Origin of the sequence: Sulfitobacter sp. TBRI5 (genome assembly GCF_051013555.1) — a bacterium.
GTDB lineage: Bacteria > Pseudomonadota > Alphaproteobacteria > Rhodobacterales > Rhodobacteraceae > JL08.
In genome coordinates, this window is the sequence record NZ_CP112884.1 from 3,951,054 (window position 1) to 3,967,240 (window position 16,187).

General features: G+C 58.6%; 17 protein-coding genes. 5 read left to right on the forward strand and 12 right to left on the reverse strand.

All coding sequences use genetic code 11. The features are described from left to right. Positions 1-25: 25 nt before the first annotated feature. From OLX72_RS19685 to hutI, 7 genes are read right to left on the reverse strand one after another with little or no spacing between them, the layout of a single operon-like run. Positions 26-742, reverse strand: coding sequence for a hypothetical protein (locus OLX72_RS19685; protein ID WP_433989387.1), 717 nt, complete (start codon positions 740-742; stop codon positions 26-28). After that, positions 708-1,019 (reverse strand): hypothetical protein, encoded by a 312-nt coding sequence (locus OLX72_RS19690; RefSeq protein ID WP_433989388.1) that lies wholly within the window; start codon positions 1,017-1,019, stop codon positions 708-710. Before OLX72_RS19690 ends, OLX72_RS19685 begins: the two co-directional genes overlap by 35 nt. Further along, positions 997-2,037, reverse strand: coding sequence for a Rieske 2Fe-2S domain-containing protein (locus OLX72_RS19695; RefSeq protein ID WP_433989389.1), 1,041 nt, complete (start codon positions 2,035-2,037; stop codon positions 997-999). Before OLX72_RS19695 ends, OLX72_RS19690 begins: the two co-directional genes overlap by 23 nt. 19 nt (positions 2,038-2,056) lie before the next feature. Beyond that, entirely contained in the window at positions 2,057-3,742 is a 1,686-nt protein-coding gene (hutU, locus tag OLX72_RS19700) for a urocanate hydratase (protein ID WP_433989390.1), read from the reverse strand. Continuing rightward, positions 3,739-4,530: an N-formylglutamate deformylase gene (gene hutG, locus OLX72_RS19705; protein ID WP_433989391.1), complete on the reverse strand. Its 792-nt coding sequence runs from the start codon at positions 4,528-4,530 to the stop codon at positions 3,739-3,741. The genes hutU and hutG overlap by 4 nt, the downstream gene beginning before the upstream one ends. Further along, positions 4,527-6,050 carry a histidine ammonia-lyase gene (gene hutH, locus OLX72_RS19710; protein WP_433989392.1) on the reverse strand — a complete coding sequence of 508 codons (1,524 nt, stop codon included), beginning with the start codon at positions 6,048-6,050 and terminating at the stop codon, positions 4,527-4,529. Before hutH ends, hutG begins: the two co-directional genes overlap by 4 nt. Further along, entirely contained in the window at positions 6,047-7,261 is a 1,215-nt protein-coding gene (hutI, locus tag OLX72_RS19715; RefSeq protein ID WP_433989393.1) for an imidazolonepropionase, read from the reverse strand. The genes hutH and hutI overlap by 4 nt, the downstream gene beginning before the upstream one ends. 232 nt (positions 7,262-7,493) lie before the next feature. Between hutI and gph the strand changes: the two genes are divergently transcribed. The 5 genes from gph (at position 7,494) to phnE (OLX72_RS19740) (ending at position 11,690) form a co-directional block, all read left to right on the forward strand. Beyond that, positions 7,494-8,153: a phosphoglycolate phosphatase gene (gene gph / locus OLX72_RS19720; protein WP_433989394.1), complete on the forward strand. Its 660-nt coding sequence runs from the start codon at positions 7,494-7,496 to the stop codon at positions 8,151-8,153. 63 nt (positions 8,154-8,216) lie between these two features. Then, the gene (phnD, locus tag OLX72_RS19725) at positions 8,217-9,191 is read left to right on the forward strand and encodes a phosphate/phosphite/phosphonate ABC transporter substrate-binding protein (RefSeq protein ID WP_114869552.1); all 975 of its coding nucleotides are present in this window, start codon (positions 8,217-8,219) and stop codon (positions 9,189-9,191) included. Between the two features lie 65 nt (positions 9,192-9,256). Next, positions 9,257-10,057, forward strand: coding sequence for a phosphonate ABC transporter ATP-binding protein (phnC, locus tag OLX72_RS19730; protein WP_433989395.1), 801 nt, complete (start codon positions 9,257-9,259; stop codon positions 10,055-10,057). Further along, entirely contained in the window at positions 10,054-10,875 is an 822-nt protein-coding gene (gene phnE / locus OLX72_RS19735) for a phosphonate ABC transporter, permease protein PhnE (protein WP_114869550.1), read from the forward strand. Before phnC ends, phnE (OLX72_RS19735) begins: the two co-directional genes overlap by 4 nt. Continuing rightward, positions 10,875-11,690, forward strand: coding sequence for a phosphonate ABC transporter, permease protein PhnE (gene phnE / locus OLX72_RS19740; protein ID WP_114869549.1), 816 nt, complete (start codon positions 10,875-10,877; stop codon positions 11,688-11,690). Before phnE (OLX72_RS19735) ends, phnE (OLX72_RS19740) begins: the two co-directional genes overlap by 1 nt. A gap of 30 nt (positions 11,691-11,720) precedes the next feature. On the opposite strand, the gene OLX72_RS19745 is transcribed toward phnE (OLX72_RS19740), so the two are convergent. The 5 genes from OLX72_RS19745 to OLX72_RS19765 all read right to left on the reverse strand — a co-directional run bounded on the left by OLX72_RS19745 (position 11,721) and on the right by OLX72_RS19765 (position 16,187). Next, entirely contained in the window at positions 11,721-12,608 is an 888-nt protein-coding gene (locus tag OLX72_RS19745) for a helix-turn-helix transcriptional regulator (protein WP_114869548.1), read from the reverse strand. 52 nt (positions 12,609-12,660) lie between these two features. Beyond that, complete coding sequence (locus OLX72_RS19750; protein WP_114869547.1) at positions 12,661-13,482, reverse strand: substrate-binding domain-containing protein; 822 nt, start codon at positions 13,480-13,482, stop codon at positions 12,661-12,663. A 21-nt stretch (positions 13,483-13,503) separates the two neighbouring features. Beyond that, a complete protein-coding gene (locus OLX72_RS19755) occupies positions 13,504-14,259 on the reverse strand; it encodes an ATP-binding cassette domain-containing protein (protein ID WP_114869546.1) in 756 nt (251 codons plus the stop codon). Further along, positions 14,252-14,959 (reverse strand): ABC transporter permease, encoded by a 708-nt coding sequence (locus OLX72_RS19760; RefSeq protein WP_114869545.1) that lies wholly within the window; start codon positions 14,957-14,959, stop codon positions 14,252-14,254. The genes OLX72_RS19755 and OLX72_RS19760 overlap by 8 nt, the downstream gene beginning before the upstream one ends. A 187-nt stretch (positions 14,960-15,146) precedes the next feature. After that, positions 15,147-16,187, reverse strand: coding sequence for an adenylate/guanylate cyclase domain-containing protein (locus tag OLX72_RS19765; RefSeq protein WP_114869544.1), 1,041 nt, complete (start codon positions 16,185-16,187; stop codon positions 15,147-15,149).

Consider the following 16,187-nt stretch of genomic DNA (forward strand, 5'->3'; position numbering starts at 1 on the left):
ACCTTTGCGCGCAGGGCACTGGGGCTTAGCGCTGGCCGGACTCTTGCGCGCGATCAATATAGGCCACGCTCAGATCGGCGACCGCATAAAAATCGGTTCTTCTGAAAGCCTCCGGCACGATGCGGGACAGAAGTTTGTGTTTGCTTTTTCTTTTGCGCTTCAGTGCCTTGTCGAGATCGGACAGAAACGCCCTGTCGCCGGCTGTGCCCAGTGCGCGCATATCGCTGGCAAATTGCAGACCCAGCTTGCGCCAAAGCCGCCGTTTCCAGCGATCGGCATGTGTCAGGTGGTAGGCAACTATCCCCTCGGACGGCAAACGCCTGATGCCCTGGTTCAGCAGATTGACCGGCAGGAAATAATCCCACCACGGCGTTCCGAAATACATGCCGTTGGCCGACAGTTTCTTTAGATCAGACGTATGAAATACGAAAAAATCAAACCCTGCCGAATACCGGACCCCCTGATCGAAATCCGGCGTTTCAATATCGATCCGGTTGCACACAATACATGATCCGGGATTCAGGCTGTCGATTTGTGATCTGGCGGCCTCGGTAAGGTCGAGCGCTATATCGGAATTCGTAATTGCAATCGGGCCGTCGTAATTCTGCAAAACGCATTCAATCATATCGCCAAGCGCCACATAGCGTTTTCCGAACTGATCAAAGCCGTCTTTGTCGACTTTCAATTGGGTGAATTCAGGCAGAAGTTCAAATTCCGGCAACACTTCCTTTTCGGAATTCACGGTAACTGGCTGAAACCCATGCTTTACCCACGACCGGACGCAGGTTTCCAACCAGTGCGCGCCCACATCGACGCCAGTGCCGTCCACCCGGCAAAAGGATGGCGGTAACGATGTAATTAATGGAACTCTTTGCAAATCCATTACCTTCCAGTTCAACTGAAAATAGACCTAGTGCGGAACGAATGTGAAGGCGAATAGGTTTCTTTTTTGAACAGAGCAGCGGCACTTTCGTGCCGATTTCGTATGGCTGATCGTTATTCGGCCATTTGCCGGTCAACCTGCTGTTCTTCGTTGATCATCGCCTGCAAATGCCGGCGGAACCGCAACGGGCCGCCGTCAATCGGCAGATCGATATGGGGCGTGCGTTTGTTGCTCATGCCTTTTTGCACCTCGTTCAGAACGGCGCGGTCTTCTTCAAAGGCATGTTGCACATCTTCGCTCATCATTCTGGACAGCGCATCGTCATCCGGGCGGATATTGCGCAGCTGGAACCAGTAATAGCGCGTCTTGTCTTCGGTTGTCGGGGTCATGAAATTATAGCTGTCCATGACAAAGGTCTCATTGTGCAGCGGTCCATCCGGCCCGCCGGTTCCAGCCGGGGTAAACACCGCCCTGATCAGCGCATGGGATGGATAGCGCACCTCGTAATGCTGAAGCCTGTCGCAATTGCCCTGAAAGCCGATCACCTTCTTGTAGAACGGTGCCGGTTCGTGATCCATCATCCAGCGGTGCACGATCACGCCGCTGTCTGTTCTGGTTACACGCAACGGCGTGTCCTTGGTGGCGGCGCTGGCAAAGCTGCCTTCGTGCACCCAGGCCACATGGGTCGGGTCCAGCAGATTGTCGCACATCAGCAGATAATTGCAGTCCAGCTCCATCGCGGCCCCACGATTGATGCCCCAATCGGGTTGATCATAGTTTTCAATCTCGAATATTTCGGACGCATCCGCCAGCGCGGGATTGCCCATCCAGATCCAGACAAGCCCGTATTTTTCGTGCAAAGGATAGGCATGCACGCGCGCCTCGGACGGGATGCGCCCGGTGCCCGGCGCCCAGACACATTGCCCGGCGCAATCAAATGTCAGCCCGTGATAGCCGCATTCCACATGATCGCCCTTGATCCGGCCTTTGGAGAGGGGCAGCTTGCGGTGCGGGCACGCGTCATCAAGCCCGACAAGATCACCGGATTCCAGACGAAATACGCAAATCTTTTCACCCAGAACGGTGATCTGTTGCAGATCGCGCGTGATCTCGTGATCCCATGCTGCGACGTACCACGCGTTCTTCAGAAACATCCGCACACCTTTCGTGACTTTACCGGTCCAGAATCCCCGGCAAATTCAACCCGTTCTCGCGCGCGCAGTCCAGCGCGATGTCATACCCTGCATCCGCGTGACGCATGACGCCGGTTGCCGGATCGTTCCACAGAACCCGTGCGATGCGGGCATCGGCCTCGGCTGTGCCGTCACAGCAGATCACCATGCCCGAATGCTGGCTGAACCCCATGCCCACGCCGCCGCCGTGATGCAGGGATACCCAAGTTGCCCCGCTTGCGGTGTTCAGCAACGCGTTCAGCAACGGCCAGTCGCTGACCGCGTCCGATCCGTCCTTCATGCTTTCCGTTTCGCGGTTGGGGCTGGCCACCGAACCGCTGTCCAGATGGTCGCGCCCGATGACCACCGGTGCTTTCAACTCGCCGGTGCGCACCATTTCGTTGAACGCAAGACCCAGCTTGTCGCGCTGGCCCAGACCAACCCAGCAGATGCGCGCGGGCAGGCCCTGAAAGCTGATGCGCTCGCGCGCCATATCCAGCCACTTGTGCAGATGCGGATCATCCGGGATCAGTTCCTTGACCTTGGCATCCGTCTTGTAAATGTCTTCGGGATCACCCGACAGGGCACACCAGCGGAACGGCCCTACCCCGCGACAGAACAGCGGGCGGATATAGGCGGGTACGAATCCCGGAAACGCAAAAGCGTTTTCCAGCCCTTCTTCCAGTGCGACCTGCCTTATGTTGTTGCCGTAATCCAGTGTCGGCACATCCGCGTTCCAGAAATCGACCATCGCGGCGACATGCACTTTCATGCTGGCGCGTGCAGCCTTTTCAACGGCCTTGGAATCGCTTTCGCGTTTTGCCCGCCACTCGCCCATGCTCCAGCCTTGCGGCAGATAGCCGTTCAGCGGATCATGCGCCGATGTCTGATCTGTCACGATGTCGGGGCGGATGCCGCCTGCTTTCATGCGTTTGACCAGTTCGGGAAACACATCCGCCGCATTGCCCAGAAGGCCCACGGATTTCGCCTCGCCCGCCTTGGTCCAGCGCTCGATCATCGTCAGTGCTTCGTCCAGCGTTTCGGCCTTTTCGTCCAGATATTTCGTGCGCAGGCGGAAATCGATGCTGTCGGGATTGCATTCCACCGCCAGACAGCACGCGCCGGCCATGACCGCCGCCAGCGGCTGCGCACCGCCCATCCCACCCAGACCGCCTGTGAGAATCCATTTGCCGGTCAGATCGCCGCCGTAGTGCTGGCGCCCTGCCTCGACAAAGGTTTCATAGGTGCCTTGAACGATGCCCTGCGTGCCGATGTAAATCCACGATCCGGCCGTCATCTGGCCGTACATCGCCAGCCCGCGCTTATCCAGTTCGTTGAAATGGTCCCAGTTGGCCCAGTGCGGCACCAGATTAGAATTCGCGATCAACACGCGGGGGGCGTTTTCATGGGTCTTGAACACCCCCACCGGCTTGCCCGACTGGACCAGTAGGGTTTCATCCGCTTCAAGTGATTTCAAGGACGCCACGATCTGGTCAAAATCGGCCCATGTACGTGCCGCGCGCCCGATGCCGCCATAAACCACCAGCTCATGTGGGTTTTCGGCCACATCGGGATGCAGATTGTTCATAAGCATCCGCATCGGGGCCTCGGTCAGCCAGCTTTTTGCGGTGATTTCGGTGCCGGTGGCGGGGAAAACATCACGGATATTGTGTCTTGGATCGCTCATGCGGGCCTCCATTGGGTCAGATCGGTCAGGATGGGTTTCAGGATCGCGCGTGTTGTCCGGGCACGATCGGGCAGATAGCTCCACGGGGGGCTTTCGATCATGTAGGTCGATTGCGCCAGTTCCATCTGAATGGCATGCCACCCCTGTTCGGGGCGGCCATAATGGCGCGTTGTCCAGCCGCCTTTGAACCGGCCGTTCAACACCGTGCTATAGGCTTTGGCGGCAGTGCATCGCGCCAGCACCGCCGATTGAATGGCGGTATCGCAGGTTGCCCCTTCATTGGTGCCGATGTTGAAATCCGGCAGCGTGCCGTCAAACAGGAACGGGATGCGGGATCGGATCGAATGGCAATCAAATAGCAGGGCAAAACCGTGAAGCGCGCGCAGGCGGGTCAATTCCGCTTTCAGCGCGGCATGATAGGGCGCGTGATAGGCAAGGCGGCGGCGTTCAACCTCGTCCGCGTCAGGCTCTGCACCCGACTGATAGATCGCGTGACCGTCAAAATCGGTCAGCGGGCACAGACCGGTGGTGTTCTGCCCCGGATAAAGGCTGGCCCCGGTCGGGTCGCGGTTCAAGTCGATGGCGTAGCGGTGCACCGGCGTACGCACGGTGGTCACGCCCTCGAACAGACCGTCATAAAGATCGTGAATGTGCCAGTCGGTATCAGCCATCGCCAATCCGGTGTCGTTCAGCGCTGTTCGCACCGCATCCGGCAGGATCGTGCCGGTATGCGGCAGGCCCAAAACCAGCGGGCTGTCCCCGCGCAGGATTTCGATGTCCACGCTCAAAACGGCACCGCGACATTGGCGGTTCTGGCAAAATCTCCGGATCGTACCATCGCGCTGGCCGCTTCTATGTCGGGCGCAAGATAGCGGTCTTCCTTCAGACTGGGAACGCGGGTGCGCACCATCGCAAGCACCGCCTGCAAGGGGGGCGATGTGACCAGCGGCGCGCGCGCTTCGATCCCTTGCGCTGCACACATCGCTTCGACCCCCAGAATGACCGACAGGTTTTGCGTCATCCGCCCAAGGCGCAACGCACCATGGGCCGCCATGCTTACGTGATCCTCCTGATTGGCAGAGGTTGGGGTGCTGTCTGTCACGCAGGGATTCGCGAGGTGTTTGTTTTCACTCATCAGCGCCGCTGTTGTCACTTCGGCGATCATGAAACCGCTGTTCAGCCCGGGATCGGGCGTCAGAAACGGCGGCAGATCATGGCTGAGTGTCGGGTCCACCATCAACGCGACGCGGCGTTGGGCAATGGCCCCGATTTCAGCCACGGCAAGCGCGATCTGATCAGCGGCAAATCCGACATATTCCGCATGAAAGTTTCCACCCGATACGATCTGGCCTTCGTCCACCAGAACCAGCGGATTGTCGGTTACGGCGTTGGCTTCGATCTGCAATGTGTGGGCAGCGGCGCGCAACACATCCAGCGCGGCCCCGACAACCTGCGGCTGGCAGCGGATGCAATACGGATCCTGCACGCGGGTGTCATCTTCACGATGGCTTTCGCGGATTTCGGACCCGTCCATGATGGCGCGCATTTCGCGGGCCACATCAATCTGTCCGGCGTGGCCGCGCAGATCGTGGATGCCCGCCATCAGCGGCGCTGTGGAACCCATGATCGCGTCGGTGGTCAGCGATGCGATTACCATCGATGCTTCGACCATGCGCCAGCTTTCAAAAAGGCCCGCCAGCGCGCAGGCCGTAGAAAACTGGGTGCCGTTGATCAGGCCCAACCCCTCTTTCGGGCCCAGCACAATGGGCTGCAGGCCCGCTTTGGCCAAAGCATCGGCACTGGACATGCGCTGGCCCTGATACTGCGCCTCGCCCGCGCCGATCATGGTTGCGGCCATGTGGGCCAGCGGGGCCAGATCGCCCGATGCCCCAACCGAACCCTGAGACGGAATTACAGGGGTCACGCCGTGTTTCAGCATCACTTCGATCTGGGCGATCACATCCCAGCGCACACCGGATGCCCCGCGCCCCAGCGACAGCAATTTCAGGACCATCATCAGGCGGGTTTTGTCCGTAGGCAGCGGATCACCGACACCGCAGCAATGGGACAGGATCAGATTGCGCTGCAAGGTCGCCGTGTCCTTGGGGGCGATTTTCTTGCTGGCCAGTTTGCCAAAGCCGGTGTTGATGCCATAGACGGCATCCTCCCCTGCTGCGGCCCTTGCCACCACCGCCGCCGACTCCTCGACACCTGCGCGCGCGCTGTCCGCCAGCCGCGTCGCTGTGCCATCGCGATAAAGGTCGCGCAATGTTTCCAGCGTCACCGCGCCCGGTTCCAGAACGATCATATAGCGCCTCCGACGATCCGTTTGTGCAACGGGTTGAACCCTATGCGATAGGCCAATTCACCCGGGGCCTGCACATTCCAGATGGCCAGGTCGGCGCAATATCCGGCGGCAACACACCCCTTGTCCGGGATGCCCAGCGCCTTTGCAGCGTGGCACGTGACACCGGCCAGCGCTTCTGCGGGTGTCATCCGGAACAGGGTGCAGCCCATGTTCATCGCCAGCAACAGCGATGTCAGCGGCGATGATCCGGGGTTACAATCCGTGGCCAGCGCCATCGCCACGTTGTGCTTGCGAAATTCCGCGATCGGGGGTGCCTGCGTTTCCCGGATGGTGTAAAATGCGCCCGGCAGGATCACTGCAACCGACCCTGCTGCCGCCATCGCCCGCGCATCCTGTTCGGTTGCGTATTCCACATGATCGACCGACAGCGCGCTATACCGTGCGGCAAGGGCTGTGCCGCCCTGATGGCTTAGCTGTTCGGCGTGCAGCTTTACCGGAAGGTCCAATTCACGGGCCACCTTGAACACGCGTTCGATCTGGTCGGGGGTGAAGGCGATGTTTTCGCAGAATCCGTCCACCGCATCCACCAATCCTTCGCTATGGGCGGCGCGCAGGGCGGGAATGCACACCTCATCAATATAGGCGTCGTTACGGCCTGCATATTCGGCCGGTGTGGCATGCGCCCCCAGAAATGTGCTTTTGATCTGCACCGTGCGCACCGTCCCAAGCGCGCGCGCTGCACGCAGCATCCGCAGTTCGGTTTCGATATCCAGCCCGTAGCCGGATTTCACCTCGACAACGCTTGCGCCGTCGGCGATCAGCGCGTCCAGCCGGGGCAAGGCCCACGCTGTCAGTTCTTCCTCGGACGCGCCGCGCGTATCACGCACGGTCGACACGATACCGCCGCCAGCGCGCGCAACTTCTTCATAGCTTGCGCCGTTCAGGCGCATTTCAAACTCCAGCGCGCGGTTGCCGCCAAACACGATATGGGTATGACAATCAATCAGCGCCGGCGTGATCAGTCTGCCCTGTTGCGGCAGATGGCGCCATGCTGCGTATTCATCTGGCAAATCGCTTAGCGCACCGGCCCACGCGATCCGTCCATCATTTACGACAACGGCACCACCTTCGATCATCCCGTAGCCATCGGCCCCGTCAGCCAGTGTCGCAATCCGGGCATCGGTAAGAACATAGGGTTCTGTCTGGGACATGGGGGAAGCTTTCGATTTTGGTGATGTCAAATTGGTTATGCGATTAATGTTATTATGTCTATACAAAATAGAAGGCCCTTTGGCACACGGCCTAACCTATCTTCGCCCCTGTCCTACAGATCAGAACGTTCAGGACTATGATCTGTTCAAGACAAACCTTCCTGACTTGGGACACCGAGACCACTCGTTTTGCGGGATGGCGTTGCCCCGCACCGCGCAGTAAGAATGCCCCATGCAAAACACAAAAGCGATTATTTTCGATCTTGATGGCACGCTGATCCACAGCGCGCCAGACCTGCACTCTGCCGCCAATGCAGCCCTTGCACCCTTGGGTCGTGGCCCGCTTGATCTGGAAACCGTCACATCCTTTATCGGCAATGGCGTGGATAAGCTGGTCGAACGCAGCTTGCGCGCAACCGGGGATTTCGATGATGGTCTGATGCGCCAGACGCTTGACCGGTTTCACGGTTATTATCGGCAAAACATGACAACGCTGACCCGACCCTATCCCGGCGTCATGGCGGCCCTTGACGCCTTCCGGGCGGCGGGGCTGCGGATGGGGGTTTGCACGAACAAGCCCGCGGGCCCGGCACGCGCCATTTGTGATGAAATGGGGTTGTCACAGTATTTCGACATTGTCGCCGGCGCCGAAGAGGGCAAGCCCAAAAAACCGGATGCGACCCCGCTGTTGCAATGCGTCGACGCGCTGGGATGTGCGGCGCACGAGGTTGTCTATGTCGGGGACAGTACGGTGGACTTTGAAACCGCGCGCAATGCGTCGGTTACATTTGTCCTGTTCGAAGGCGGATATCTGAATGGCCCGCCCCTGCCCCTGCCACCCGAACAGCGCTTTGCCAGTTGGGCACAACACGGGCTGCTGCCATCCAAGTGACCGTAAATTTGTCTTGTGAATCCGGTTCATGACGCTAGCGTGTCCGGATTGGGAGGATTACACATGAAACACACAAATACACTCTTGTCTGGTGCGGCACTGGCCCTTGTCATGTCTTTGGCCGGCCCTGCTGCAGCCCAGGATTGCCCGCGCGGCGATCTTGATAAAATGTTCTGCGACGCTGATGGTGATCTGCTTGCGGATACACCAACAGATCCCGCACAACAGGTTGATCCAGACACTCTGATCTTTGCCTATACACCGGTCGAAGATCCCGCCGTCTACAAGGAAGCATGGTCTGATTTCCTGACGCATCTGGAAAAAGAAACCGGAAAATCCGTGGTGTTCTTTCCAGTGCAAAGCAATGCGGCACAGATTGAGGCGATGCGGTCCGGACGTCTGCATATCGCAGGGTTCAACACCGGATCTAACCCGCTGGCTGTGAACTGCGCAGGTTTCAATCCGTTCACCATCATGGCCTCGGAAGATGGCAATTTCGGATACGAGATGGAGATCATCACCTATCCTGATTCCGGCATCGAAACGCCCGCGGATATCAAGGGCAAGCAACTGGCCTTTACCTCACCGACGTCGAATTCCGGCTTCAAGGCACCGTCTGCGATTCTCAAGGCTGATTTCGGTCTGGAAGCGGAAACGGATTTCGAGCCGGTGTTTTCGGGCAAGCACGACAATTCGATTCTTGGCGTGGCGAACAAGGATTATCCCGCGGCCGCCATCGCCAATTCCGTGATGAGCCGGATGATCGAGCGGGACGTGATCAAACCCGATCAGGTCGTTTCGATCTACAAATCACAAACCTTTCCGACAACAGGATTTGGCACCGCCCACAACCTGACCCCGGAACTGAAAGAGACAATTCGCAACGCGTTCTTCAATTTTGAATGGGAAGGCAGTTCACTGAAAGCCGAATTCGAGAAATCGAACGAGGGCCAGTTCCTGCCGATGACCTACAAGGAATTCTGGGATGTGATCCGCAAGATCGACGCCGCAAACGGCGTCAGCTATGCGTGTGAATAAGACATGATCGGGCGGGCCTTTGCGCCCGCCCTTTCCAAAAACAAAAGGTGAGGCAAGGAGACTTCATGCTGCGGCTTGAGAAGCTTGTAAAGACTTATAAAACTGGCGATCAGGCCCTGAAAGCCGTTGATCTGGACGTTCCCGAAGGTCAGGTTCTGGCATTGATCGGTCCATCCGGCGCCGGTAAATCAACGCTGATCCGCTGCATCAATCGGTTGGTCGAACCGACCTCGGGCAATGTTTATCTGGACGATGTGGAACTGACCGGATTGTCGGCAGGTGCGTTGCGCCGCGAACGCCGCCGCATGGGGATGATCTTTCAGGAATACGCACTGGTTGAACGGCTGACCGTGATGGAAAACGTGTTGTCGGGCCGGTTGGGCTATGTCGGGTTCTGGCGCAGCTTCCTGCGCCGTTATCCGCAAGCAGATGTCGACGAAGCCTTTCGCCTGCTGGATCGTGTCGGGCTGGCCCATATGGCGGATAAACGTGCCGACGAACTGTCGGGCGGACAGCGCCAGCGTGTCGGTATCTGCCGCGCGCTGATCCAGAACCCCGCCCTGTTGCTGGTGGATGAACCGACCGCGTCACTTGATCCCAAGACATCGCGCCAGATCATGCGTCTGATCTGTGAACTGTGCAAGGAACGCGGCCTGGCTGCGATCATCAACATTCACGATGTCGCGCTGGCGCAGATGTTCGTACAACGCGTGATCGGCCTGCGGGTTGGCGCAGTAGAGTTTGACGGCCCGCCCGAAGGTCTGACCCCCGATGTTCTGACCACGATCTACGGCGAAGAAGATTGGGAAGCGACCATCGAAAAGGTCGAGGACGAGGAAGGTATCGAAGAAAAGGTTGAAGTATGAGCGCCGCCGAGTTCGATGTCTCGCAACGGTTGGGAAAGCCCTGGAAAAAACCGCCTTTCGTGCAACGCACCTGGCTGCGCTGGGTTCTGATACTGGGTTTCATTGCCTATCTGATCGCATCCTTCATGACGATCGAGGTCAACTGGTCGCGCGTTTACGAAGGTCTGGAACGCGGCAAACAGTTTGTTCTGGCATTCACCAGCCCCGATTTCACATCGCGGTCATCCGACATCTGGGAAGGCATGGCCGAAAGCATCATCATGACAGTCGCCTCGTCTGTTCTGGGCATTATCATATCGATCCCGATCGCTTTGGGGGCTGCGCGCAACGTGGCCCCCCTGCCGATCTATCTGATCTGCCGGTCGATCATCGCAGTCAGTCGGGCCTTGCAGGAAATCATCGTGGCGATCTTGCTGGTTGCCATCTTCGGATTTGGCCCGCTGGCCGGTTTCCTGACGCTGAGTTTCGCGACCATCGGCTTTCTTTCAAAGCTGCTGGCCGAAGATATCGAAAGCATGGATCGCGTGCAGGCCGAAGCGATCAAGGCGTCGGGGGCCAGCTGGATGCAGTGGATCAACTACGGCGTCCAGCCGCAGGTGATGCCGCGCCTGATCGGGCTAAGCATGTACCGGCTTGATATCAACTTTCGCGAAAGCGCGATCCTGGGGCTGGTCGGTGCGGGCGGTATCGGCGCCACGCTGAACACGGCATTTGACCGGTACGAATACGATACGGCTGCCGCGATCCTGTTGCTGATCATCGTGATCGTCATGGCACTGGAATACCTGTCCGGCGTGATCCGCGCGAGGGTTCAGTAATGCCGGTACGTGATGCACAGGGATTGAAGTTATGGCAGCGCCGCACCGGGCGCGAAAGCCTGTTCCACTGGGTGTTGTGGCTGATCGGGATCGCGATCTTTGCCTATTGCTGGCAGCAGATTTCGCAGGCAACCACATGGTTTTTCGTCTGGGACGCGCCGCGCATCGCCGATGATATCTGGACACGCGCAACCCCGCCCAAATGGGAATATATCACACAACTGGGCAAACCCATCTGGGACACGCTGAACATCGCGACGCTGGGCACCATCATTTCGCTGTTTCTTGCCGTGCCTGTGGCGTTTCTGGCAGCAAGCAACACCACCCCGTCGCGATACTTTATCCGCCCGATCGCGCTGCTGATCATCGTCTCGACCCGTTCGATCAATTCATTGATCTGGGCGTTGTTGCTGATCGCGATCATCGGACCGGGTGTGTTTGCCGGCGTCATTGCCATTGCCATCCGCTCGATCGGGTTCTGTGCCAAGTTGCTTTACGAAGCGATCGAGGAAATCAATCATTCACAGGTCGAGGCAATCACCGCCACAGGCGCATCGCGCTGGCAGGTTATGGCCTACGGGATTGTGCCGCAGATCATGCCTGCTTTCGCCGGTATCGCCGTATTCCGCTGGGACATCAACATTCGGGAAAGCACGGTCCTGGGCCTTGTTGGCGCGGGCGGCATCGGCTTGCAGCTCTCTTCATCGCTCAACGTGCTGGCCTGGCCTCAGGTGTCGCTTATTCTGCTGGTCATTCTGGCCGCAGTGGTGATTTCGGAATGGGTTTCGGCCAAGGTGCGCGGCGCGATTATCTAGCGCCTAATCCGTTACCCTAGTGGAAGAAGTTCAAGCGTTCCAGATGATCCTGCCGGCGTTGGACGCATCATATCCGGCCTGGGCTGTGGCACGGCGCAGGAATTTTTCGCTTGCGAAAAAGGCCACAAGAGATTGCAGGGCCGGATCGAAATAGGCCTTTCTGTCGACCAACAGGTCAAAGTGCTCCTTGATCACCGGCACAAAGGCAAGCCCGAACATCTGCGCCACGGATTCCAGGCCAAAGGTTGCATCGGCTTCACCGCGGCTGACGGCCTGAACAGCGTCATCTTCGGTTCGGGCGACGTCTGTGAATGTCACCTCTGATGGGTCAAGCCCCGCGCCCTTCATCATCTCGCGAAACAGACCGGCTGTGCCTGATTCCGCCTGTCGGGGTACGATCGACATGCCTTTCAAATCGCCAATCCCGCCGACAGATAGCGCATCCGGGCGCAGGACAATACCACGCCGCCGTGTTGCAAACCTCATCAGAACGGCATTCTGCTCTGCCGCCACCCGACGGACCGCAGGCACATTCCAGCTCTGATCCGCGGCATCAAAAATGTGCAGACCGGCCGCAATGCCTTCACCGCTGCAAAACCGCCCCAGCCCGTCATGTGATCCATCAAAATAGGTGGCCAACCCGCAGCGCGATTCCCGTATCGCCCAATCCAGAAGCGGATCGTGGCTTCCCAGTATGATATCGGTGCGGGCGGCCTTGTGCGCCGTTCCGCCAGATTTCGCGCCTTCGATCCAGTCACGAATTTCGGCCGCCGGAAACAACAGTTTGCCTGTGGCCCGCGAACAGGGCAATGCGCCGGACGCGGCCAGATCATAGACCTTGCGTTCCTTGATCCGCAAAAGATCGGCCAGTTCGTGAACCGTCAGATATTCATGCGTGTGATGGTCTTGCGCGTTCATTACATTCCGTCGATCCGGGGCGGTCACAGGATCGGACCGCCCCTGTTTCCTATCAGCTTTGCGGTGCGTTCGGAAAGAACAGTTGCTGGCCGTCCACCCGGTAGGCGGCAATCGCGTCCTGTCCGGTCTGCGACAGCAACCAGTCGGCAAACGCCTGCGCCGCATCCACGTTCACATCCGGACATTTCGCCGGATTGATCGGGATCACGCCGTATTGGTTGAACATATCCTCGTCCCCCTGCACGCGAATTTCGAAATCCTGTTTGTTGTCAAAACTGATCCATGTGGCGCGGTCTGTCATGACATAGGCCCCCATTCCGATGCCCGCGTTCAGCGTTGCCCCCATGCCCGACCCGGTTTCGCGATACCAGCCGCCCGAATGTTCAGAAGGATCGACGCCCGCATCGTTCCACAAGGCGCGTTCCTTCTTGTGGGTTCCTGAATCATCCCCGCGCGATGCAAACAGCGCGCCCGTTTCCGCAATTTTCAACAACGCGCTTTGAACATCCTGCATTCCGTCAACCCCCGCAGGGTCTGCAACCGGACCGACGATGACGAAATCATTGTACATCAGATCGGTGCGACCGATGCCGTACCCGTCTGCCACAAATTTTTCCTCGGCCGCCTTTGCGTGCACCAGCAATACATCACCATCGCAGTTTTGCGCGTTCCTGATCGCCTGGCCGGTGCCGACTGCAACCACATTCACCTGAATACCGGTTGCATCCTGAAAGATAGGCAGCAGATGATCATAAAGCCCGGAATTCGCAGTAGACGTTGTCGACTGCACGATAATGGATTGATCCTGCGCCAACGCGGAGGAGGCCAGAACCACTGCGATGCCAGTTGCGTAAACGATTTTGCTGTTGATCATGCCAATCTCCCTTATTCGCGATCACAAAACGATTTTTCCATTCAGATAATCCCGCGCCGTCTGATCGGGCGGATCGGGAAAGAAATCAGACGCAGCGGCATGAACGGCCACGCGTCCATGGTGCAGAAACACCACGTCATCCGCGAGACGGCGCGCCTGCCCGATATCATGGGTGATAAAGATCACCCGCACACCGCGGGCGCAGGCATCGCGGACGATCCGTTCGATCGCCAGCACAGAGCGGGGATCAAGACTGGCCGTCGGTTCGTCCAGAAACAGAACTTCCGGGTCTGTGGCAAGCGCGCGTGCCAGCGCAAGGCGCTGCTGTTCGCCCCCCGAAAGCAAGCGGGCCGGCTGTCGGGCCTTGTGCGCCAGCCCGGCAAGTTCAAGAAGAGCGGTACATTCGCTTTTGTCCTTGCCGCGCGCCTGCAGCACAAAATCGATGTTGGCCGCCACCGAACGACGCAACAAAACCGGTTTCTGGAACACGAAAGCCTGCCGCGCGGTCGCGTCCTGCGGGGCGTTGCCATTCCAGTCAATCGTTCCGGACGTGGCAGGGATCAGCCCGTGCAACAGTTTCAAAAACAGGCTTTTGCCAACACCGTTGGGGCCCATCACGATCGTGCAGCCCCCTGCCCCCAGATCAAGATTGATCTGTTTCAGGATCGCCACCTCACCGAACCTAAGCGTCAGATCACGTACCCGCAGCGGCAGCAGGGCAGATGCCGCCTGTGCTTGGGCGCCTTTCCGCGGCGTGATCGATACCGCGTCAGACATAGGCCTGCCGGACGGCCGTCAGGCGCAGCGCCTGTACGGCGGCATTCACCCCCAGCGCAATGGCCAAAAGGATAATGCCCAGCGCCAGAGCCAGACCAAGATCGCCCTTGGAGGTTTCAAGCGCGATGGCCGTGGTCATGACCCGCGTCAGATGATCAATATTGCCGCCCACGATGATCACCGCGCCCACTTCGGCAACGGCGCGCCCGAACCCAGCCAGCCCGACCGTCAGCAGGGAATAGCGCGCATCCCACAACAGCGCCTGTATGACCTGCCAGCGCGTCAGCCAGAGCGAGCGGAACTGCTCTGCGTATTCTGCATAAAGGTCTTCCAGCACCTGCCGCGACAAGGCGGCAACAATCGGCGCGATCAATATTGTCTGCGCGATGATCATCGCCGTGGGCGTGTAAAGCAGCCCCAGAAAACCCAGCGGGCCGGACCGTGACAGGTGCAGATAGACCAGCAAACCGACAACGACAGGCGGCAATCCCATCAGGGCATTCATCAGGATCAGAACCGCACTGCGCCCGCGAAACCGCGCGACAGCCACCAAGGCACCAACCGGCAACCCGATCAGGCACGCCAGCGCAGTCGCGGTCAAACTGACACGCAATGACAGCCCGACGATTTCGATCAGGTCGGCGTCACCGGACAGAACCAGCGCGAAAGCGATACCCAGAGACTCCCAGATGTTTTGCAAAATTTACAATCCCCACGGAAATTATGCGCTCATTCCATCTAATATGCAGTTGACAAAAACCGCAAGTGCCTATTTCCATGCAAGAAACCGCAAAATCCAGCATTCTGATTGCGTGGGCGTTCTTCAGATCACTGCAAAATTTACAGGTCATGCGTCCGACCGAGCAAACATAACGCCGCCCGCCGCGTCATGCGCCGTTGTCGGCCCCGATTGCGTGAACGTCCTGCGGGTCGGAAAACCCTTTGAACAGGACCTGCCCGAACGGATGCAACCCTGCCTGATCGCCCAGTGCGCGCCGTGTGGTTTCATCCATCAGAATGTCACATCCGACAACCTTGGTGTGCGCTTCAAGGCGCGCGGCAAGGTTTACCTTGTCGCCAATGCAGGTATAGGTCGCGCGCTCTTGCGTACCGGCATATCCGGCGACAACCTCGCCCGTGGCGATGCCGATCCCGATCCTGATTTCAGCCTTACCACCGGCAACGCGTTCCAAATTGAATTCGGCCATCATCGCCAGCATGTCCCGCGCCGCGCTGACCGCACTTTGCGCCGGATCATCAAGCGGTTGCGGCGCGCCGAACAAGACCATCAAACCGTCCCCTATCATCAGGGTCACGATGCCACCGTTGCAATCCACCGCTTCGAACATCAGGGTGTAGTAGATGTTCAGCAATTCGATGGTGTCTTCGGGCGGCTGGTTTTCCGACAGGGCCGTGAACCCGCGAATATCGCAAAACAGGACCGAAGCATTGACACGGCGCCCGCCCAGCGCAAAACCGGAATCCTGCAAATCCTGGGCAACTTCACGGGTCGCGAACCGTTTCAGCAACACTTTCTGTTCGTCGCGCAAGCGTTTCTTTTCTAGGCTGGATGTCAGCCGGGCCTGCAACAGAACCCTGTTCACCGGTTTGGCCAGATAATCTTCGGCCCCCAGTTCGATACAGCGCACAATATTTTCGACGCCTTCCACCGAAGACGTGACGATGACCGGAATATCTCTCAGGTCGGGATCAAGTTTGATGGCTTCCAGAACCTCGAACCCGTCCATTTCGGGCATTTCGATATCCAGCAGCAACAGATCGAACGGCGCGGCGCGCAACTGTTCCATCGCGATGCGCCCGTTTTCGGCAACCGACGCGTCATAGCCCAGCATTTCGACACTGCGCGACAACAACAGCCGGTTGACCTTGTTGTCATCCACGATCAGCAGACGGGCCACAGCGGACAT